Origin of the sequence: Pseudomonas syringae pv. tagetis (assembly GCF_022557255.1) — a bacterium.
In the GTDB taxonomy this organism is placed as follows: Bacteria; Pseudomonadota; Gammaproteobacteria; order Pseudomonadales; family Pseudomonadaceae; genus Aquipseudomonas; species Aquipseudomonas caricapapayae.
On sequence record NZ_CP092923.1, the window covers coordinates 3778179 to 3799144 of the forward strand.

The window sequence follows — 20966 nt, forward strand, 5'->3', positions numbered from 1 at the left end:
GTTACTCGCTGGCCTTGAAGGTCAACTCACCCTTGCGCCATTTCGCGGCTTTGCCGACAGCGCCTTTCAACAGTTTGCTCATGCCGGTCTGCAATTGCTCTTTTGCAGCAAATACCATGAAAACTGTCTGACCTTCCTTGAACACAATGCCGTGACCTTCAGGAACATCGACGAACGCATATTCGCCCAGACCGTACACGGTGGTCTTGATTTCACGGAATTTCAATTCGAGCTTGCCACCTTCACGGCTTGGCAACACGGAAGCGCGGAAATGATCGCCAACCTTGAGTTCAAGGCGCGGTTTGTCATCGACCACCAGCGCGGTTTCGGTGTCGATTTCAGCGATGTAAATACCTTCGGCTGACTGTTCGGTGACATAGACAAAACGGGACTGAAACTGCTTGACCAACTGTGCGCGGAGATCGCCGAGCACGAACAAGGCGTGGGTATCCAGATTACTTACAGCCAAAGTACAAACCCTCAAACATGAAAATGAGGCTGCCTGATGTCAGGGCAGTCAAGAAAGTGATTCATCCATAGACCGCGTCAGACGGCCGGAAATCTTTCCGGCACGCTGCACGCAGAAGCGCTGAAAGCGCCGCCGCAAACCTTGTGCAGGCGGGTGGCGAATTCTACCGGCTCATGGCAGCTACGGGATATATACCTTTTGTACACAGCGGTGTCGCACAGGCGCTGGCGTCATGAAACGGCAGCCAGCCTGACCACGACTCAAGGCTGGAAGGGTTCCATCCTCGCGATCAGTGTGGGCCCGGCGATACTGGAAACATATCACTTGTAGACAGAGCACAAAAGGCCATCTTTCCCCAGCTGCCAAATGCATCGAACTCTTGCGTGTATCGACCACTCCCATGAGAACTGATGAAACGGGGATATCCCCCGGCGAGGAGATGACATGGAACAGACTACAACGACCATCAACGACCTGTTCGCCCAGTTGGGGCTCGACTCTGACGATAAGAGCATTGAAGCGTTCGTCGCCAGTCACACCCTGCCTGACGACGTCAAGCTGATCGATGCAGAGTTCTGGACGCCGCGGCAGGCTGACTTCCTCAAAGAACAACTGCATGAGGACGCTGAATGGGCAATGTTGGTAGACGAGCTGAATGTCCGTCTGCATAAAAAGCCCGAGTGAACCACCCGGGCGTTGATTGCTACTGCGGATAACCGGGCTGGCCAACGTTGGGATGCAATACCCGGCCACCCGGTTGCGGAGCATGCACGAAGACAGCATCACTAAAAGTACCCACCCTGCCGACCACTGCGTTCCAATGTGCGGATTGATGAATATAACGCCAGCGCAGCAACTGCTCATCTTGACTGTCCAGCAGGTAAGGCCCGCCTCGCGCATAGTCGATCAGGCGGGCAGCAATATTCTCGAGTTCCGGCGGAAGCTGGAATTCCGGGCTGTTTGGCAGCGGTTCGAAAGGCACGCCTTCGTCGCAGGCCAGCGCATGCATGACCTGCAATGACACCCTCGACAGATGGCCAAAGACCTGTCGATGCATACCCACTGCAGCAACGATCGTTCTCATGCCATTCAACCCGGTAAACGTTTTTCTGCACGGGTAACATTTACTTTCGCAGGCCTGAACCCTGAGAAAGGCCCGGTTATCGAGCGGATCGATCCAGTGAATGCGGTTCATTTCGAGCAATCGTGCCTCGGCGTCCTTCCAGCTCGCTGCGGTGTTGCACGGACTGTCACGGTTTATCAAGCTGCTTTGCGGACGCGTGAGCAGTACATTTTCTTCCATTTGTGGAGGATAACCTCCGCCAATATCGGAATGAGCGCCGGGCAGCACAATTTCCCTGGGCCACACTGGCAGCACGCTGTTGAGCGCGAAATTTCGTCGTGATTCATCTCGAGCCACCAGATGCAAGACCTGCTGGGCACACCCCGGCGGCAGGTACAGATTGACCCGTCTGTTGCTGGCATCCCGGGTATTGCCCATGTCCTTGAAACTGCCGATGGCGGCGACTGTGTCGAACAGGCCGATAACCTTGAGCCGAACGCTGCCATTGCGCCAGTTGAAATGCTCGCTGAGCCTGACCTTGCGGCTTTGCAGTATTGGCTCAAGCATGCCTGCCCCCTGTTTCAGTATTTCGTTGGCCAGATGCCTGGCCGACGCAGCACCTCGACTGAAACCGAACACGTCGAGCTCAAGCGCTTCCAGCACGCAGTCAGGGTTATCCCGAGGAAATCCTTTCAATACCGATTCAAGCTTTCTGAAGGCATTTTCCACCTTGGAGACCACACCGGTGGTGCCCCGACCGAAACTCTGCCCCGGCCATACCGAATCACGTCCACCCGAGGTAGTACCCGCTCCGCTTACATAGATCGAGTAATAAACCTTCAGACCTTCCCCGTCATTTTCGGCAACAGGTTGTAGACGATAGATATCGACCAGCCGGGCTATATTGCTTGGATCGTTACTGTAACTACTACCAGGATGAACATGACGCCCTGCACACTCGTTAATGTGCTGCCCGCCATTGACTTCAAACAGTGCCTGACAGTCGGCTCCAATTTGACTGTTGACACGATTATTCCCTGTGCCATCGAAGAAAATTCCGACCCGCGCGGTAACACGCCGCGTGACCACGTCTGACACTGCTGTTTGCTGGGCACTCCATTTATCGCTCATAACTTTTCCGTCCTTAGAGGCAGGCCATGAAAAGGCCGCACTTAAATCAAAACGTAAATAACGCTGATTTAAACAGCTTGCTTAAAGACAGTGAGCAGTCAAGTCGCACAGTGTGTTTTCAGACAACTCCTACAACTTCCACAGGTTTAAACTTAGTATTTATAAATAAATACCTACACACTCATACAACCGCGTTCCACTGCGTCACTTTATTGAGCAGGGGCGAATGATTTGAATCGCTTGTCAGCCTGATTCACCGGTTTTCAGTGATCAACGACCTTGCGGTTTGTACCCGAGACGCAATCCACCCCAATGTCGCCCACAGACGATAACGGGCACAGACAGGTCATGCATCAATTCGCCCGTGTCACGGGTGTAGGTTTGCAGCAACACCGGCTGCTGGTGGCTGCCGCAGCGAATGCCGGTACGATCATCGAACTTGCGTTTGCTTCGATTACGCGCATTGTCCACCGTCGCATCGCCCGTCAGAGGCTGACTGAACGCATTATTGTGCGTTGGCACGTAACCTTGCTGCGTACAGGCGATGGCGAACACCAGACCTTCATGACGCGAGAGCAACGGTTCCTGTAATGCAGGCAGGACCTGATCGGTATAGCGATCAAAACGCGTGGTAAAGCGAGTGGGCGACGTATTGGGGACGGGTTTGTAATTGCGATCGAACAGGTCGTCGAGGCTGACCTTTCCCTGCTGGATATCGACCTCGAATTTTTCGGCGATCAGCCGTGCACCTTCCCGGGCCAGATCATAGATGCGCTGGTGATAGTCATCCAGACCGACCTGAGCCAGACGCTGGCTGATGGTCTCGGCCTGCCCCTCCATCTGCACTGCAGCTTTGGCCAGTTGCCGCGTCTGTTCATCACTGACGGCAAGATCACTGCGCATATGCTCGACGGCGCTGAACAGGCTCGCCAACTGGTCCTGATTGCTTCTTGCGCCCTGAGCAATTTCGCTGACCTGGCTTTCTACCTCAACCGCAAGCCGGGCGATGTTGCCCAGATGCTGGCCGGTCAGCTCGACCTGCTCGACACCCACATCCAGATCGGACGACAGCTCGCGGATCTGCTCCACGACCTGTGCCGTGCGCTGCTGGATATCCGCCACCATCTGCCCGACTTCCCCGGTAGCGCTGGCAGTACGGCCAGCAAGCCCGCGCACTTCGTCAGCAACCACCGCGAAGCCGCGTCCATGCTCACCGGCGCGGGCGGCTTCAATGGCTGCATTGAGCGCCAGCAGATTGGTCTGGCTGGCAATAGACTGAATGACCAGCGTCACACGCTGAATCTCTTCACTGCGCTGGCTCAGCGCCTCGATCAGTTCACGGCTGCTGACAGCGCGCTTGCTCAAAAAGTGCATACGCTCGATGGACTCATTCAGAACGCTGCTTCCCGACTCGCTACGCTGGCGCGCTTCGCTGGCGGCTATCAGTGCCTGCTGACTCAATTGGGCGGCTTGTTGCTCGGTGGCGATCATCTGCTCGGCGCTGCTAACTATCTGTCCGGCGGCACCCAGCTGCGACTGCACCTTGCCCGCCAAATGCCCGACAGAAAAAGCCACCTGGGCCGCAGACAGCGCGTTGTGGCTGGTCGTGCGGGAAAGATCCCGGGTCAGCAGTGCTATATCGCTGTCACCGGCCTTGACTTGTGAGCCCGGCGGCCTCTTGCGCGTCAGAAGCGGCAGCCAGGCCACCAGCAACGCCACAGGAATGGCGACATAAAGAGACAGGCCGACCACACTCATGGCGGCGAACAGCAGGCACAACACGGTACTTTGCACGGCTGGCACCCACCACTTCGATGCACGCCCTGAAGCATCGGCCAGCGGTAATCCGGCTGCCATGGATAGGTTCTCGGCCATGCTGCGTCACCCCGTCGGTATTTATCGTTATAGCGCTTATTAAACGCCACATAACGGCCTTATGCCATGCGCTGTTGGTCGTAGCGGGCAATTCAGGCGTAGACAAATTCCGGGCACAACAAAACCGGGAGGCAATCGCTTGCCTCCCGGTCTGGTCACTCAGTCGCTGCTGCCTGTGATCAGGCCTGGCGCTGGTGCTTGTCGATCTGCTCGTGGCGCTCTTGCGCCTCGATGCAATACTTGGTGGTCGGGCTGATCAGCAGACGCTTGAGGCCGATTGGCTCGCCGCTGTCGTCGCACCAGCCGAAGGTGTCGTCGGCAATACGCGAGAGGGCCATTTCCAACTGGGGCAGCATGCGCTGGTCGCGGTCGATCACATTGACCAGCCAGTGACGCTCTTCTTCGACCGAAGCGGCGTCTGCAGGGTCGGCAGGCGTGTCCAGGCTCTCGATCGCAATACGGCTCTGCTCGATTCGCTCGTGGATCTCGACCTTCATACCCTGCAACAGCTCGACGAAGAAAGCGTGCTGCTCGGCGTTCATGTAGTCATCGGCCGGCATGGCCAGCAACTTTTCCTTTGTCATTTATTTCTCTATAAAAAAACGTGCATTGAGGAGCGGCCTGACGTTGCCGTGCAAACCAATAATCTCCAAGCGCCACCTGGCACTCAATTTACGATGGGCGGCAGTCTAAGGCCGGCTAGCGGACTCGGCAACACAATTGAAGGATTTTTGCGCAGCAATTGCCTTAAAACCCTTTAAATGCGGGCGAAAGACCCGGTCAGCATGCTGCTTGATGAGGCTCTGACCCACGTACAGCGAATCGGTTCCTGCAACATCAAACGCACAAAAGGGCCTTCAAGGCCCTTTCGTACACTCTATCCAATCAGCGCTTGGTCTTGCGCTTGTTGCGATATTGATCGATTACCACCGCCACCACAATGATCAGCCCTTTGATAATGTCCTGAACATAGGCATCCACGCCGACAAAGGTAAAACCACTGGCCATGACCCCAAGGATAAGCGCGCCGATCACAGTGCCGGTGATTCGACCTACCCCACCGGAAAGACTCGTGCCGCCGATCACCGCAGCAGCGATGGCGTCCAGTTCATAGGACATGCCCATCCCGGCCTGCCCGGTTGCGGCCCGCGCCGAAGCGACCACCCCCGCCAGCCCGGCCAGCAGTCCGGCAATGCTGTAGACGATCACAAGATGGCGCTTGACGTTAATCCCGGAGGTACGCGCCGCCTGCATGTTGCCGCCGATCGCGTAGGTGTACTTGCCATACTTGGTGTAGCGCAGGGCGATGTGAAAGATAACCGCCACTACCAGGAAAATGATCACCGGCATCGCGCCCTGTCCGATAGCCGTGTAGGAGTCCGAGAGCATGCTGACCGGTTGACCTTCGGTATAGAAACGCGCCAGACCGCGCGCGGAGACCATCATGCCCAGCGTGGCAATAAACGGCGGAATGCCGGTTATGGCTATGATACTGCCGTTGATGGCACCCGCCAGCAGCCCGACCCCGAGACCGGCTACCACCGGAATCCACACCGGCAGGTCGGTCAGCGAGGGAAATACCGCACGGGAAAAGTCTGAAGTCTGCGCCAGACTCGCGGCAATCATTGCCGACAGCGCCAGTACCGAGCCGGACGAAAGGTCGATGCCTGTCGTGATAATCACCTGGGTCACGCCGATAGCCAGCAAGCCGATGATCGACACTTGCAGGATCATCAGCACCAGCCGCTGAGAGTTGAGCAGAAAGCTCTGATCACGGACGATCCAGCCGAACAGCTCGAAGATCAGGCCTATGCCGATCAGCACCAGAAAAATGCTCAATTCGGTTGGCAGCCGCCGTTTGCTCTTGGTCGGCGCCAGCGCCGGTTTGTTTTGCAAGATCGCGTTGCTCATGTTCGTTCCCCTTTTGTTCTTCTTCTACCGAGCCCTGTAGTGCGAACTCAATGAACCTTGTGGCCGGAAGCCAGATGCATGACTTTTTCCTGGGTTGCTTCGCCCCGATCGAGGACGCCCATCATTTCGCCTTCGTGCATGACCATCACCCGGTCACTCATGCCGAGAACCTCCGGCAGCTCCGAAGAAATCATGATGACGGCCATACCCTCACTGGCCAGCAAGGAGATCAGGCGATAGATTTCCGCCTTGGCACCCACATCGATGCCGCGGGTGGGCTCGTCCAGAATCAGTACCCTGGGATTGGTCATCAGCCAGCGCGCCAGCAGCGCCTTCTGCTGATTGCCGCCCGACAATGTGTCGATGCACTGCTCCAGCGACGGGGTCTTGACCCGAAGCTTCTTGCACATGTCTTCGCACAGTGCGCGCAGAGCCTTCTGTTGTACGAAACCGTTGCCGGCATAGTTGGCCAGCACGGCCATCTCCATGTTTTCCATCACCGACAGGCATGGAAACAGCCCCGTCAATTTACGGTCCTCCGTCAACAGCGCAAAGCCCAGTTCGATAGCCTGATGCGGATCGCCAATATGCACCGCGTTGCCATCAAAACGGACCTCGCCGCTGTCGCTGGGGGTTATGCCGAACAGGGTTTCGGCCACATTGGTCCGGCCCGATCCCATCAGCCCGGCAATACCGAGAACCTCGCCGGCACGCAGGTCAAAACTCACGCCCTTGAAAATGCCGTTCAGGCAAAGATTGCTGACTGACAGCAGCACCTCGCCTGCCGGTTTTTCCCGCTCGGGAAACAGCTGAGTCAGCTCACGGCCAACCATCATGGTGATCAGGCTGTCGCCATCCATGCTTTCGGCGCGTTGCAGACCGATATAAGCGCCGTCGCGGAACACTGCCACTTCGTCGGCGATTTCGAAAACTTCGTTCATCTTGTGGGTGATGTAGATGATGCCCTTGCCCTGGGCGCGCAGGTCGCTGATGATCGAAAACAGGTGAGCGACTTCGGTTTCCGTAATGGCCGAGGTCGGCTCGTCCATGATCAGCACGTCCGAGTCGTAGGACACGGCCTTGGCGATCTCCACCATCTGCCGCTCGGCAATACTCAACGTGCCGACCAGTTCCTCCGGGTCGAGCCTGATACGCAGGCGCTCCAGCAATTCGGCCGTGCAGCGGTGCATCTCCCGGTGATCGACCATGTGCAGGCCGTTGAGCTGCTCGCGACCGATCCAGATGTTCTCGGCGATGCTCATGAACGGCATCAGGTTCAGTTCCTGATGGATCATGGCGATGCCCGCCTGCAAGGCTGAAAGCGGTGTCTCGAAGCGAACCGGCTTGCCACGCAGGCGGATTTCGCCCGAGTCCGGCTGGTAGATGCCCGCGATGATTTTCATCAGCGTCGACTTCCCGGCTCCGTTCTCGCCCATCAGCGCCAGCACGCTGCCAGGGCGCACACGCAGTTGTACATCGTTGAGTGCGATGACACCGGGGAAGCCCTTGCTGATGTGGCTGATTTCCAGCAGGTAAGGGGGCTCGGCACCCGGTGTGAGACCATCGACATCACTGGATGGCAGATCGCGTTGCGCGGGCGGATTGGCAGTAGCGGAACCGAACATGATCATGACTCCTCAAGCGGCAGGCTGCGGGAGGGCATTTCAGGCTCCTCCCCGGCGTGTCGATTGCTGTTATTTGAAGGTAGCGACGTTTTCAGGCGTGATCAGACGATAAGGAATGATGATCGCCTGAGGCTCGACCTTTTCCTTTTTGGCCATTTTCACAGCGGCATCAATCGCCCCGTCGGCCTGCCCTTTGGCATCCTGGAAAACGGAGACGGCCAGGTCGCCTTTGGTGACGGCGTTGAGCCCGTCCGGCGTACCGTCGACACCCGCGACAAACACGGTGCCTTTTTCGACGCCGGCCTGCTTCAGCGCCATTGCAGCGCCAATGGCCATTTCATCGTTGTTGGCCATCACTGCGTTGAATTTTCGGCCCTGAGTGAGCCAGTCATTGGTCAGGTCCATGCCCTTCTGACGCAGCCAGGTGCCGGTCTGCTCCTGATCTATCTTGATGCCCGGGTATTTGGCCAGCACTTCCTTGACGCCCTTGGTGCGGTTCTGCGTCGAGTTGTTGGCCAGATCACCCAGCAAAATCATCACGCTACCCTTGCCGCCCATTTTGTCGGCTATGTACTGCGCCTGCAGCCGGCCCGCCTCCGTATCGTCCGAGGTGACGGTCGCAACCCCTTCGGGCAGTTTTGGATCATCCGGGCGGCGATTGACGTAGACCAGCGGAATACCGGCAGCGACTGCCGCCTTGGTGATACTGGCTGTCGCAGCGGTGTCCACCGGGTTGACGATCAAGGCATCGACCTTCTTGTTGATGAGCTCCTTGACCTGATCGATCTGCTTGTTGACATCTGCACGGGCATCGACGAATTGCAGCGCCACACCGTCAGGCATGGCTTTTGCCTTGGCACCCATGTCCTGACGCAGGTAGGTCAGCCAGGTGTCGTCGAACTGCGACATGGCAACCCCTACCTTGATATCAGCCAGTGCAGCACTGCTGCCGAGCATCAGGGCCACCGCCAGGGAGGTAATGCGAACCTTGGTGTTCATGAGGGTCTGTCTCCAAATTCTTGTTGTTGTCGGGACCTGGTAAAGACGTAGAACCGGTACGGCCTGTCAGCGAGGCAGGCGAATGCCCGTCGCTCCGGGAATGCAGAACAATCGGGCGTCCTTGTGCTGCACGCACATGCCACGGGCAACGATCATGAAAAATCGCTCCATGGTCCGAATCCAGAATGACGAGGTGACAGAACGCTTGGCAGTAAAGCCAGAGGTAGGGGTTTTCATCGACAGTACCTATCTTTTGTTTTGTTTTTGTTGGCTTGCTTCTCGTGGTCTTGAAGAACTTCAAAGCCCGAGTGATTCGATAGTCGGTAACCTGAAAAAGACTCTATTGGAAAATATTTTCCAATTCAACTGATTTTAGAATTTTATTCCATTTCATTTTTATTCGGATGCCTTTACGACAAAGCCCGACGCTTTTCAGGCGTCGGGCTCTCTTGCTGGCGGGTTGCAATGTAGCTGATTACAGCATCACAACCCTTCCTTCACTGGCGCTCAAACGGGCTGCATCCATAACCTGTGCCGAGGCAATGGCATCATGAGGGTTGACCGGATTACTGCCCTGCCGGTCAACGGCTTCCTGCAGCTGGCGATAGAATTCAAGCCAGCATCCGCGCTCCGAAGGCACACGTTCGCGATGCTCACCCTGCTCGAACCACCCCCAGCGTCGATGCTCTTCGACGCCCCAGCGCTCGCCCTCGGACCGCGGTGTAAGGCCTGCAAATGCAGCTTCCTCCTGGCCATCCAGCCCTTCGACGCTGTAACAGCCTTTTGATCCGCTGACCCTGAAACGGGGCTTGGCAGTGTTTTGCAGACAACTGCCGGACAGATGCGAAGTCACGCCACCGGCATGGCTCAAGGACACGAAAAATGTATGGTCCAGTTCGTCTCCGGGCGCAGCGAACTGCAGTTCTGCGTACACCCGCTCGACCGGTCCGAACAAGACCAGCGCCTGATCCACCAGATGGCTGCCGAGGTCACGCAGCATGCCGCCTCCGCTGGCCTTGCCGACGGAGCGTGGCGAATAGCGTTCGATGCTGGACTCGAACCGGCTGATATCCCCCAACGCCTTGTTGTCGATCAGTTTGCGCACGGTGAGAAAGTCGGAATCCCATCGCCTGTTCTGATAAACGCTGAGCAGTACGCCCCGCCGTTCTGCCGCGTCCACCAGTTCGCGGGCCTGAGCCGCATCGCTGGCAAAGGGTTTGTCGCTGACCACCGCGACGCCCAGTTCTATCGCCTCGAGGATCAACGCCCGGCGCGATGCCAACGGCGTCGAAATCACCACCACATCAACCCCGGCGGCGACCATTTCGGCCAGCGTGTCGAAGGTTGCCACGCCGGGATGGTCGTTGACCACTTCCTGTTTTCGCTCGGGTGACCGGGTGACAACGCCTGCAAATGTGGCACCGGGCAAACTCGAAATCAGCGTTGCATGAAAGTAACGCCCGCCTTTGCCGTAGCCCACCAGCCCTGCTCGCATGGATATCTCCTGTAGCCCATGAACCTCATGGCCGCAGCCAAGGGTCGTGTATTGGATGCCGACGTATCAACGCAGCAGCTCGCTTTTGACCCGTTCCAGCATGAATCGGCTCGACTCATCTGCGCGCTCCTCCCAGGCAAATACGGCCACTGTGGCGATACCGTCGAAATCGATCTCGCGCAACGTCGAAAAGAACGCCGTCCAGTCCACCTCGCCCTGCCCGATGTCCAGATGCTGATGCACCGTTGCCGTGACGCCGGGCGGGTTGACGATATAACGCAGACTGGACGAAGCACGGTGATTATAGGTGTCGGCAATGATCAGGTGGGTGAGCTTGTCACCCGCGTACCGAAGCATGGACGCAACGTCTCCCAGGCCGTCGTCGTAGAAAAAGGTATGTGGCGCGGCGTACAGGTAATTGATCCAGTCGCGGTCCAGCCCGCGAATGATGTCTACCGACTCGTTGTTGCGCTCGCAGAAGTCGTAAGGGTGCGCCTGGATATCGAGCCGGATGCCTTCTCGCTCGAAGTGTGGCATCAGCTCATCCATGGACTTCATGAACTGGTTTTCGCACACCAGTGGAGCGTCAGACTGACCGCTGAATTCGGTGTTGATCAGATCGCAGTCCATCTCCACGGCGATCTGGATCGCCCGCTTCCAGTTGCGCACCGCTGCGATACGCAGATTTTCATCCGGCGCAGCCCAGTGGTACAACGGCAGCAGAGAAGAGAGTTTCACCCCGGCGTCCGTCAGGGCTCTGCGAAACTCCCTGATCCGCGCACGATCCACACGCGGGTACTTATAGAACGGCATGAAATCTTCGCGCGGTGACAGTTCAATGTAGTCGTAGCCCAGTTCCGCCGCCTTATCGACCATCGCACCCAGCGACAGGTGTCGATACATGTAAGGATCCAGTGCGATACGCATGATGCCTCCCTGTCGTGTTGTTCGAGAGATAGCCTGACTGGCGACAGACTCTGTCAGCCATAGAACGCAGGACGCATTTCCAGGGTCACCGGCACAACCGCTCCACTGTTCTGCGCCTGAACGCAGGCGTCGGCGGCCACCGCTGCGGCATAGCCGTCCCAGGCCGACGGCCCGTTAATGGTGCCGGCGCTGACGCCGTCGATGAAGTCCTGCAATTCAACGTCATAGGCGGCGATGAAACGGTCCTTCCAGTCCATCAGGATCGCGGTCGACAGTTTGGCTTCGCTGCGCAGTTGCACGTGCGAGGGTTCGGGCAGTCTGGCGATACCGCTCTCGCCCACCACTTCGCACTGAATGTCGTAGCCGTACTGACAATTGACGAAGACCTCGACGTCGATGCGCGTACCTCTGGCCGTTTCCAGCATCACGATCTGCGGGTCTTTCATGTGCGCAAGGGCCTTGCTGGTCTTGCGCGGGAATACCACCTGAACCGACACGTAGTCATCGTTGAGCAGCCAGCGCAGTACATTGAGCTCATGAATCAGCGTGTCGGTGATGGCCATGTCGGTCTTGTAGTTCTCGCCGACCCGAGGGTTGCGGTGTGCGCAGTGCAGCATCAACGGCTCACCAATCCGGCCACTGTCGATAACCGCTTTGAGGGCACGATAACCCTGGTCATACGGGCGCATGAAGCCGACCTGGACCAGACGCCTGCCGCTGGCAATCTCGGCCTCGACGATGTGTCGGCACCCCTCGGCGGTCACCGCCAGCGGCTTTTCGCAGAAGACCGGTTTGCCTGCAGCAATGGCCGCCAGCACAAACGCTTCATGGCTCGGCCCCCATGAGCAGACCAGAATCGCCTCGACGTCGGGCGCGGCAATCAGCGCGTAGCCGTCGGCATATACCTCGGCGCTGATGTCCAGCTCGCGCACCACCCTGGCCGCCTGCTCCAGATTGATGTCGGTGACGGCTACCACCTGGCTGCCGACCAGTGTTTTACTGCAACGCCGGATATGATCCTGACCGATTGCGCCCGTACCGATTACGCCGAGTTTCAATGCCATTTCCATGTTCCTTTTTTTATTGGATGTTCCGTGAACGGGCCACGGGTGCCGAACGATAAAAGTGATCAGTACTGACGCGCCTTGGCCAGCTCGCGATTGAGTTTTTCGTAAACCTGAGCCGTGGTGCCGGTCGTTGACACTTCAGCCACCCCGACACGCCACCACGACAGGTATTTGTGGATCATGGTCTTGGGCAGGACTTTGATGTCGATCAGCGTCGATACCGTCTGACGTTGTGCATCGGCGAGCGCCTGGCGCAGTTGCTCGGCGGTACTGACCTTGTAGGTCTTGCAACCATAGGCGGCAGCACTCATGGCAAAATCCACCGGCACAAAAGCACCATCGAGCTTGCCCGTTTCCGGATTGCGGAAACGGAACTCGGTGCCAAAGCTGTCCATGCCATGCTCCATTTGCAGGTTGTTGATGCAGCCGAAGGTCATGTTGTCCAGTAACACCACGTTGACCTTGCGCCGCTCCTGAATCGAGGTCGCCAGCTCCGAGTGGAGCATCATGTAAGAGCCATCGCCGACCAGCGCAAATACTTCCCGGTGCGGTGCCGCGAGCTTCACGCCCAATGCAGCGTTGACCTCATAGCCCATGCATGAGTAACCGTATTCGACGTGATAGGTGTCAACCCCGGTGCTGCGCCAGGCACGCTGAAGATCACCGGGCAGGCTGCCTGCCGCCGCAACGATCACCGCGTCGGCAGGCAGGCTCTGGTTGAGGATGCCCAGTACGCCGCTCTGGGTCAGACACGAACCGGTCAGTTCGATAAATTCGCGCAACACGGCCGGGTCCAGGTGATCGTTGATCTCCGGGACGAAATCCTCGCCCTGATACTCGACCGCATACAGGCGTTCAACCTCGGCATCCAGTTGCGCACGGGCTGTCTGCGGCGCATCGCCCCAGTCAGCACAGTAGCCGCTGGCTTGCAGGCTTTCGGTCAATGCCTGCAATGCCACCTGTGCATCGGCCAGCACCTGCACGCCGTCCAGTTTCTGCACATCGAAGGCACCGACATTCAGGTTGAGAAACTGCACATCCGGGTTCTGGAACAGCCATTTCGAGGCTGTGGTGAAATCGCTGTAACGAGTGCCGACGCCGATAATCAGGTCCGCCTCTTTCGCCAGCTGATTGGCCGCCAGCGTGCCCGTTTCGCCAATACCGCCCATGTTCAACGGGTGCGCCGAAACGATTGCACTCTTGCCTGCCTGGGTTTCAGCGAACGGGATACCGAAACGTTCGGCAAAGGCTTGCACAGCATCTGCCGCACCGGAATAACGCACGCCGCCACCGCAGATCAGCAATGGCTTGCGCTTGCTGCCGAACAGCCTCAATGCGTCGTCGAGCATGGCTTTGCTCGGCGGACGACGGTCGATACGGTGTACGCGTTTTTGCAGGAAGCTGTCCGGGTAATCGTAGGCCTCGGCCTGCACATCCTGAGGCAGCGCCAGTGTGACGGCACCCGTGTCGGCTGGATCGGTCAGCACCCGCATGGCATTGAGCGCTGCACTCATCAACTGCTCGGGGCGGTTGATGCGGTCCCAGTATTTGCTCACCGCCTTGAACGCATCGTTGGTGCTGATACTCAGGTCGTGAAACTGCTCTATCTGTTGCAGCACCGGGTCGGGCTGACGGCTGGCATAGACGTCACCCGGTAACAGCAACAGCGGAATGCGATTGGCCGAAGCCGTTGCAGCGGCGGTGATCATATTCGCCGCACCCGGGCCCACCGAAGAGCTGCAAGCGTAAATCTTGCGACGCTGGTGCTGCTTGGCAAAACCGATGGCGGCGTGACACATGCCCTGCTCGTTACGGCCTTGATGAACGACCAGATCGCCACAATCCTGCTCCAGGGCCTGCCCAAGCCCCAGCACATTACCGTGGCCGAAAATAGTGAAGATGCCAGCGACGAATTTGCTCTGCACGCCGTCGACTTCGACGTACTGGTTATCAAGGAACTTCACCAGAGCCTGAGCCATGGTCAGTCGGGTTGTACTCATGTTCGCACCTTGTTCTTGTTTGAGGTGGCTCGTCCTTACGGCCTTTACTCCGTATCGGGCGCTGCTGTCACATGACGCTGCCTGATCAGTGACGCTGCGAAACGGCTCGTGACAAATGCGTCATGCTGGCCGCTATCGCCAGGGGAATGTCGTCCAGTGCATGAACGCTTTCGGCAAATGGCTCGAACGACAGATGGCCCTGATAGCCACTGTCCAGCAAACGCTCGATCTGCGATGCATTGCCCAGTATGTCCGCTTCACCAACCAGCACGCGATGGCCATCGCGAATACTGCTGAGCGGTGCCTGCGCATCCTCGACACCGGAGATATGCACCAGTCCGGTCAGTTCCGGGAACAGCTCGACCTCGCCGGCCAGATGGTGATGAAAGGTGTCATGAACCAGCCGGTAGACATCCAGCCCGCCCACTGCCCTGATCGCGTCCACCGCCTGACGCTTGAGGCGCAAAGAACATTCCTCGAAGCCGAGCGGTTCGACGAAGCCGAGGATCCCGTGCTGACGAAGAATCGGTGCCAACGCAGTCAGCGCGGTGCGCAACCCCGAAGCGCGCTGCGCGCCGTTACGCGAATCGGCGCGGTCATTCAGCGGGCACAGCACCAGACCGCGCGCACCACAGTCGCGTGCATACCGCGCAAGCTTCGTCGCCTGGGCGGCGCGCTCTTCATTCCAGACGTCGAACGGGTACAGCGCATTGATCGACAGCACCTGGATGTCCTTGGCAGCACACAGGTCACGAACGACCTCAGGCGCAGTACCATTTTCGATCTCGATGCCCTTGAGGTCGTTGCGAATCTCGATGGCATCGGCACCCAGCTTCACAGCCAGATCCACGAAAGCCTCCAGAGACAGGCGCGGCGCGACCATCCGATTCAGCGCGAAACGCAGGGGTTGGCTCATTGTTCTTGTTCTCCGCAACATTCCATTGATAAAGGTTACCTGGCAGTCGGCATGCTGAACTCGGGACCTTTGGCGATGCTGTCCGGCCAGCGCTGCATGACGCTCTTGTAGCGGCTGTAAAAACGCAGGCCCTCTTCGCCATAAGCATGGTGATCACCAAACAGCGAACGCTTCCAGCCGCCGAACGAATGCCAGGCCATGGGCACCGGAATCGGTACGTTGATACCGACCATGCCGACCTTGATGTTGCGAGCAAAGGCACGGGCCACGCCGCCATCGCTGGTGAAGCACGACACACCGTTACCGAATTCGTGTGCGTTGATCAGCTCGACGGCGCTAGCGAAATCCGCGACGTGCACGATGCCCAGCACTGGACCGAAGATTTCCTCTTTGTAGATCTGCATCTGCGGCGTGACGTTATCGAACAGCGTTGCCCCGACGAAAAAGCCCTGCTCGGCCCCCGGAACCTTGAAGCCGCGGCCGTCGACGATCAGCTTCGCGCCCTCTTTTACGCCCTGCTCAATAAAGCCCTCGACCTTGGCCTTGTGCACTGCGGTGACCAGCGGCCCCATGTCCGAGTCGGGCTGCATGCCGTTGCCCACCTTGAGCTGATCGATGCGTGGCAGCAGCTTGTCGATCAACTGTTGGCCGACATCGCCCACCACCACGGCAATGGAAATCGCCATGCAGCGCTCACCCGCTGAACCATAGGCTGCCCCGATCAGGGCGTCGGCAGCCTGATCGAGGTCTGCATCAGGCATCACGATCATGTGATTCTTGGCCCCGCCCAGCGCCTGCACGCGCTTGCCATGGGCAGTGCCCTGTTGATGGATGTACTCGGCAATCGGAGTCGAACCCACGAAGGAAATGGCCTCGATGTCGGGGTGCTGCAACAGGGCATCAACCGCCACCTTGTCGCCCTGCACCACGTTGAATACGCCATCGGGCAGACCGGCCTCCTTGAGCAGGCGCGCCATCAGCAGACTGGCCGAGGGGTCGCGCTCGGAAGGCTTGAGAATGAAGCAGTTGCCGGTCACCAGTGCCATGGGGATCATCCACAACGGCACCATGACCGGAAAGTTGAACGGCGTGACCCCGGCGCAGACCCCCAACGGCTGACGCAAATTCCAGTTATCAATACCGCCGCCGATGTTGTCGCTGAAATCGCTTTTCAGCAGGTTCGGCGCGCCGCAGGCAAATTCGACAATCTCGATACCGCGTACGACCTCACCGCGCGCATCGGACAACACCTTGCCGTGTTCGCGGCAGATGATCTGCGCCAGCTCGTCGTGATGCCGGTCCAGCAACTCCTTGAACTTGAACATCACCCGCGCCCGACGTAGCGAGGATTGGTCGGCCCAGGCCGGAAACGCCGCTCTGGCCGATGCGACCGCTTCATCCACAGTCTTCGCGCTGGCCAGCGCAACACGCGCCTGAACAGTGCCAATGGCCGGGTTGAAGACATCGCTGTAGCGCTCACCATCGCCGTCTTCAAGCTGTCCGTTGATGTAGTGACCGATCACCGGTGACTCGTTCATCTCATGCCTCCAGAAAAAAAGGGGAAATCAGAGATCCAGCAGCCAGCTGTGCTGTGGATCGTTGTGAAACTGCCAGGCGCGCGTCGGACCGGCCATCACGTTCAGGTAATAAGATTCGTAACCGTAGGGCACGGACACCGGGTGATAGCCTTTGGGCACCGTCACCAGATCATTGTTTTCCACGGCCATGGCCTGATCGATGCTGCGGTCGTCGGTGTAGACCCGCTGAAAGACAAAACCCTGCGGCGGGTTGACCTGGTGGTAGTAGGTTTCTTCGAGAAAGCTCTCGTGGGGCAGGTTGTCCCGGTCGTGCTTGTGTGGCGGGTAGCTGGAGGAGTGCCCCGAAGGGGTTCGCACCTCGACCACCAGCAGGGAGTGCGCCGGTTCACTGTCCGGCAGGATGTCGCACACATAGCGGGTGTTGGCACCCTTGCCGCGCACACTGCGCTTCATGCTGTCGGGCATGATCAGCCGGGCCGGAAGGTGTTTGCCTGCATCGCCTGGCGCAGTGCATACGGCCAGATGCACCGGCCCGCGTGCGACAAACTCGGCCTGACTCCCGGGCGGCAGGTAGACCGCGAACGGTGATTTCTCTTCGAACACCGATTGCCTGTCGCCGATGTTGTCCCAGCCGAAAGCGCCCTGCCCCGGTGCTTCGCCGGTCACGCTGGCGTGCCCGGCCAGCAAGACCACGCACAGTTCGTTGTGCTCTGCGCTGAGAGGCAGACGCTCCCCGCTCTCCAGGCGGTAGGCGGCAAAGCTCACATAGTCGAGCGAGCCGGGTGCCAGCGCCACGATGTCACGGCCCTGGGGTTTGCTCTTGGTCAGCAGATTCACGGTTCAGTCCTCCTTATTGCGCATCGGCCAGCAATTGGCGCAACGTGTCGTAACCCTTTTTGGCGTACACATAGCTCGGCGCTACTGCCGGGTCCTGTTCGGCCTCGACCACCAGCCAGCCGCTGTAATCGGCTTGCAGCAACACCTTCAGCAGTGCTGAAAAATCGATATCGCCGTCACCCGGGACGGTGAACGTGCCATTGATGATGCAGTCCGGAAAACTCCAGAGATTATTGCGTGCCAATTGCACCACGGGCTTGCGTACGTCCTTGAAATGCACATGACAGACACGCCCGATGTGTTTGCTCAAGACCAGCAGAGGTTCGCCCCCGCCCATGTAGCAATGCCCGGAATCGAACAGCAGCCCGACTTCCTCGCCGGTCAGCGCCATCAGCCGGTCGATATCCTGTGGCGACTCGACGTAAGCGCCCATGTGATGGTGATACGCCAGGCGCACGCCCCTGGATAACGTGAAACGCGCCAGTTCGGTGAGCTTTTCGGCGTATTCGCGCCATGCCGCATCGGTATGAAAGCGCGGTCGTTCGACCAGCGGGATGCGTTGCCCCTGAATCGAGTCGGCTACTTCGCCATACACCAATATCGAAGCGCCGTTCTCGGCAAGCAACTGAACGTGCGGGGTAATGGCTGCAATTTCTTCCGCCACCGAGCGTCGCGCCAGACGGCTCGAATACCAGCCGGAAACCAGCGCCAGATCATAAGGCCGCAACACATCGCCGACCCCTTTGGCATCTTTCGGAAACTTGCCGTTGAGTTCAAACCCCTCGTAACCGATGGCTTTGCCTTCGCTCAAGGCAGTGCTCAACGGCGTTTCTCCACCGAGAGCGGGCAGATCATCGTTGCTCCAGGAGATCGGATTGATGCCGATGCGGATCCTGGGTGTTGAAGTGGAAACGGGCATGGCTGCACCTTTTTTGTTGTTATCGCGACGTCAGATCAAGAAAGAATCAGGCGCGGCTTTCGCGCCAGGACTCGATCAACCAGTTAAAGGTGCTCTGCACCCGACTGACCAACGCTGCATCGTCTATTTCTCCGGCCATCCAGGCCCGGCTTGGCTCGCGAAATATTGTCCGGCCGACGGCAAACCCCTGGCAGACGCGGCTGTGTCGGGCTTCGGCAAAACCGGCGGCGAGGTCTTCGACCGGTGCGTTGAGCCCAAGCAGTACCACGCCACGGCAGTAGGGATCACGCTGCTGGATCAACTCGTCCAGCTGCTGCCAGACCTGCGCGCTCTGCGCTTCGATCTTCCACCAGGCGGGATAGATGCCCAGGTTGTACAAACGCTTCAGCGACCGGACCATCACATCTGGATGGGGCGACGGGTGATCCTTGGGCGGGATGATTTCCAGCAACAGTTCGTGACCACTGACTTTCGACGCGTCATAGAGCGCCTTGATCTGCGCCTCCTGTTCCAGGCGCAGCATTGGCTCGTCATCGGGGTGATATTGCACCAGACACTTGATGATCTGCTCCTGCGGCCAGGCGAGCAGATTGCTGCCAATGGAGCGACCATGTTCGAACGCCAGGGGCCTGGAACCCTGCACTTCTACCGGACGCGCTACCCACCAGCCGCGGCCGGTCGCTGCATTGAGTGAATCCTGTCCGAAGCGTTGATCGGCAAGCAGCCCGACATCGGCTTCGATACCACGTTGGCGCAGGCCGGCTTCGACACGCTCGACCGCTTGCACGAACAGTTGTTTGAGATGGCTGATACTGCCCGTGTCGCGCCCGGCCTGTTGAGCCAGTTCGACCAGCTGGCCGCGATGATCGAAGGCAAAGATGAACAACTGCCGCCACTGCTTGCGCGGCACGCTAACCTGATGCAGTCGTTGCAAAACGACATCCTGATCCGGGCGGGTAATGGGTTCCGGGCTGTTGAACAGATAATCGAGTTCTGCCGGGGTGGGCATCGCGGGTGCACAGGCGTGGCGCGAGACCACCAGCCCGCCACAGGCATTGGCCAACTGGCAGCAACGTTCGTCGCTGGCATCCTTGAGCCAGCCGCTGAGGAACCCGGACATGAATGCATCACCTGCCCCCAGAACGTTGAGCACTTCAACGCGCACGCCTGGGTAGATTGCGCCATCTTCAAGGCGCGCAGGAATGGCACCGTGAATCACCGTGCAACCTTGCGGACCGAGCTTGACGACCAGCGTTGCGGCGCTCAGTTCACGCACCGTACGCAGGGCGGTGAGCAAATCGGTGGAGCCACCGGCAATCTGGAATTCTTCTTCAGTGCCGACGATCAGGTCGAAACGCGGCAGGATGCGCTGCACATGCTGGCTGACCTTCTGATCGGCGACAAACCGCGTTTCGCCATCTGCCTTGCCCGCCAGCCCCCAGAGGACCGGGCGGTAATCGATATCCAGCACGCGTTTGACGCCGTGCTTCTCGGCATAGTCGAGCGCCTGACTGCTGGCCTTGAATACCTGGTCAGTGGAAAAATGCGTGCCTGTGATCAGCAGGGCCTTGCTCGACGCGATCTGCTGCTCGTCGATATCCTCGGCGCGCAAGGCCATGTCAGCGCAGTTTTCGCGGTAGAACACGAGGGGAAACGTTTCACGGTCCTTCAGCCCCAGCAGCACCATGGCGGTCAAGCGTTCGGGATCGCGCTTGATGGCGCTGACATCACAGCCTTCACGCGCCAGCGATTCGACCAGAAAGCGGCCCATATGGTCGTCACCGACCCTGCTCAGCATGGCCGACCTGAGCCCCAGCCTGGCAGTGCCAAAGGCAATATTGGCCGATGAGCCGCCCAGGTACTTGGCGAAGCTGGAAACGTCTTCCAGGCGTGCGCCTACTTGTTGCGCATAAAGATCGACGCCCAGGCGTCCAAGGCAGATCAGATCCAACTGACGCCCAGTGGCAAAGCGTGTCTGGCCCATGGTGGCTCCTGTTATTTTTATCAGCCTGCAGCGCTTGCAACCTGTGTACGCGCTGCTTTGTGAATGCAGCGTAAAACGTCGAGCCTGATCAATCAATATTTATTCTATAATTATTTTCAGTGGAATATTTTTTCCATACCGCTATTCAAGTGCTGGCACAATGCGTAGACGGGTAAGATATAGTCATCGCCCCTGCCACAGGCAGCCTTC

The 20966-nt window shown here is 58.5% G+C and carries 18 protein-coding genes; 2 read left to right on the plus strand and 16 right to left on the minus strand.

Annotated features, from left to right (window positions below; genetic code table 11):
• Position 1 precedes the first annotated feature (1 nt).
• Positions 2 to 469, minus strand: coding sequence for a hypothetical protein (locus tag MME58_RS16700; protein WP_054986469.1), 468 nt, complete (start codon positions 467 to 469; stop codon positions 2 to 4).
• Positions 470 to 913: 444 nt separating this feature from the next.
• Between MME58_RS16700 and MME58_RS16705 the strand changes: the two genes are divergently transcribed.
• On the plus strand, positions 914 to 1153 hold the full coding sequence (locus MME58_RS16705; RefSeq protein ID WP_054986468.1) for a DUF2789 domain-containing protein: 240 nt from the start codon (positions 914 to 916) through the stop codon (positions 1151 to 1153).
• 19 nt (positions 1154 to 1172) lie between these two features.
• Here the strand turns inward: MME58_RS16705 and MME58_RS16710 are convergent, their stop codons facing one another.
• The 6 genes from MME58_RS16710 to MME58_RS16735 all read right to left on the minus strand — a co-directional run bounded on the left by MME58_RS16710 (position 1173) and on the right by MME58_RS16735 (position 9073).
• Complete coding sequence (locus tag MME58_RS16710) at positions 1173 to 2663, minus strand: T6SS phospholipase effector Tle1-like catalytic domain-containing protein (RefSeq protein WP_055005365.1); 1491 nt, start codon at positions 2661 to 2663, stop codon at positions 1173 to 1175.
• A gap of 270 nt (positions 2664 to 2933) precedes the next feature.
• Positions 2934 to 4538, minus strand: a complete 1605-nt coding sequence (locus MME58_RS16715) for a methyl-accepting chemotaxis protein (RefSeq protein WP_054986466.1) — start codon at positions 4536 to 4538, stop codon at positions 2934 to 2936.
• Between the two features lie 179 nt (positions 4539 to 4717).
• Positions 4718 to 5122 (minus strand): TraR/DksA family transcriptional regulator, encoded by a 405-nt coding sequence (locus MME58_RS16720; RefSeq protein WP_002554078.1) that lies wholly within the window; start codon positions 5120 to 5122, stop codon positions 4718 to 4720.
• Positions 5123 to 5423: 301 nt separating this feature from the next.
• Positions 5424 to 6449, minus strand: coding sequence for an ABC transporter permease (locus MME58_RS16725; protein WP_055005366.1), 1026 nt, complete (start codon positions 6447 to 6449; stop codon positions 5424 to 5426).
• Between the two features lie 47 nt (positions 6450 to 6496).
• Positions 6497 to 8074: a sugar ABC transporter ATP-binding protein gene (locus MME58_RS16730; RefSeq protein WP_055005422.1), complete on the minus strand. Its 1578-nt coding sequence runs from the start codon at positions 8072 to 8074 to the stop codon at positions 6497 to 6499.
• A gap of 69 nt (positions 8075 to 8143) precedes the next feature.
• Positions 8144 to 9073, minus strand: a complete 930-nt coding sequence (locus MME58_RS16735; RefSeq protein ID WP_055005367.1) for a sugar ABC transporter substrate-binding protein — start codon at positions 9071 to 9073, stop codon at positions 8144 to 8146.
• A gap of 154 nt (positions 9074 to 9227) precedes the next feature.
• Here MME58_RS16735 and MME58_RS16740 point away from each other — a divergent pair, with 154 nt between their 5' ends.
• Entirely contained in the window at positions 9228 to 9443 is a 216-nt protein-coding gene (locus MME58_RS16740; protein ID WP_147470849.1) for a hypothetical protein, read from the plus strand.
• 105 nt (positions 9444 to 9548) lie between these two features.
• Here MME58_RS16740 and MME58_RS16745 read toward each other — a convergent pair whose 3' ends face one another.
• The 9 genes from MME58_RS16745 to MME58_RS16785 form a co-directional block, all read right to left on the minus strand.
• On the minus strand, positions 9549 to 10568 hold the full coding sequence (locus MME58_RS16745) for a Gfo/Idh/MocA family protein (protein WP_054986463.1): 1020 nt from the start codon (positions 10566 to 10568) through the stop codon (positions 9549 to 9551).
• 66 nt (positions 10569 to 10634) lie between these two features.
• Positions 10635 to 11495 (minus strand): sugar phosphate isomerase/epimerase family protein, encoded by an 861-nt coding sequence (locus MME58_RS16750; protein WP_054986462.1) that lies wholly within the window; start codon positions 11493 to 11495, stop codon positions 10635 to 10637.
• A gap of 53 nt (positions 11496 to 11548) precedes the next feature.
• Positions 11549 to 12559, minus strand: coding sequence for a bifunctional inositol 2-dehydrogenase/D-chiro-inositol 1-dehydrogenase (iolG, locus tag MME58_RS16755; RefSeq protein WP_055005368.1), 1011 nt, complete (start codon positions 12557 to 12559; stop codon positions 11549 to 11551).
• 65 nt (positions 12560 to 12624) lie between these two features.
• Positions 12625 to 14562, minus strand: a complete 1938-nt coding sequence (gene iolD, locus MME58_RS16760) for a 3D-(3,5/4)-trihydroxycyclohexane-1,2-dione acylhydrolase (decyclizing) (RefSeq protein WP_054986460.1) — start codon at positions 14560 to 14562, stop codon at positions 12625 to 12627.
• An 85-nt stretch (positions 14563 to 14647) separates the two neighbouring features.
• Positions 14648 to 15478 carry a TIM barrel protein gene (locus MME58_RS16765; protein WP_054986459.1) on the minus strand — a complete coding sequence of 277 codons (831 nt, stop codon included), beginning with the start codon at positions 15476 to 15478 and terminating at the stop codon, positions 14648 to 14650.
• A gap of 35 nt (positions 15479 to 15513) precedes the next feature.
• Positions 15514 to 17016 carry a CoA-acylating methylmalonate-semialdehyde dehydrogenase gene (locus tag MME58_RS16770; protein ID WP_055005369.1) on the minus strand — a complete coding sequence of 501 codons (1503 nt, stop codon included), beginning with the start codon at positions 17014 to 17016 and terminating at the stop codon, positions 15514 to 15516.
• Between the two features lie 27 nt (positions 17017 to 17043).
• Entirely contained in the window at positions 17044 to 17853 is an 810-nt protein-coding gene (gene iolB, locus MME58_RS16775) for a 5-deoxy-glucuronate isomerase (RefSeq protein WP_055005370.1), read from the minus strand.
• A 13-nt stretch (positions 17854 to 17866) separates the two neighbouring features.
• Positions 17867 to 18772: a myo-inosose-2 dehydratase gene (gene iolE / locus MME58_RS16780; RefSeq protein WP_054985247.1), complete on the minus strand. Its 906-nt coding sequence runs from the start codon at positions 18770 to 18772 to the stop codon at positions 17867 to 17869.
• Positions 18773 to 18818: 46 nt separating this feature from the next.
• Positions 18819 to 20756, minus strand: a complete 1938-nt coding sequence (locus MME58_RS16785; RefSeq protein ID WP_055005371.1) for a bifunctional 5-dehydro-2-deoxygluconokinase/5-dehydro-2-deoxyphosphogluconate aldolase — start codon at positions 20754 to 20756, stop codon at positions 18819 to 18821.
• Between the last annotated feature and the right edge of the window lie 210 nt (positions 20757 to 20966).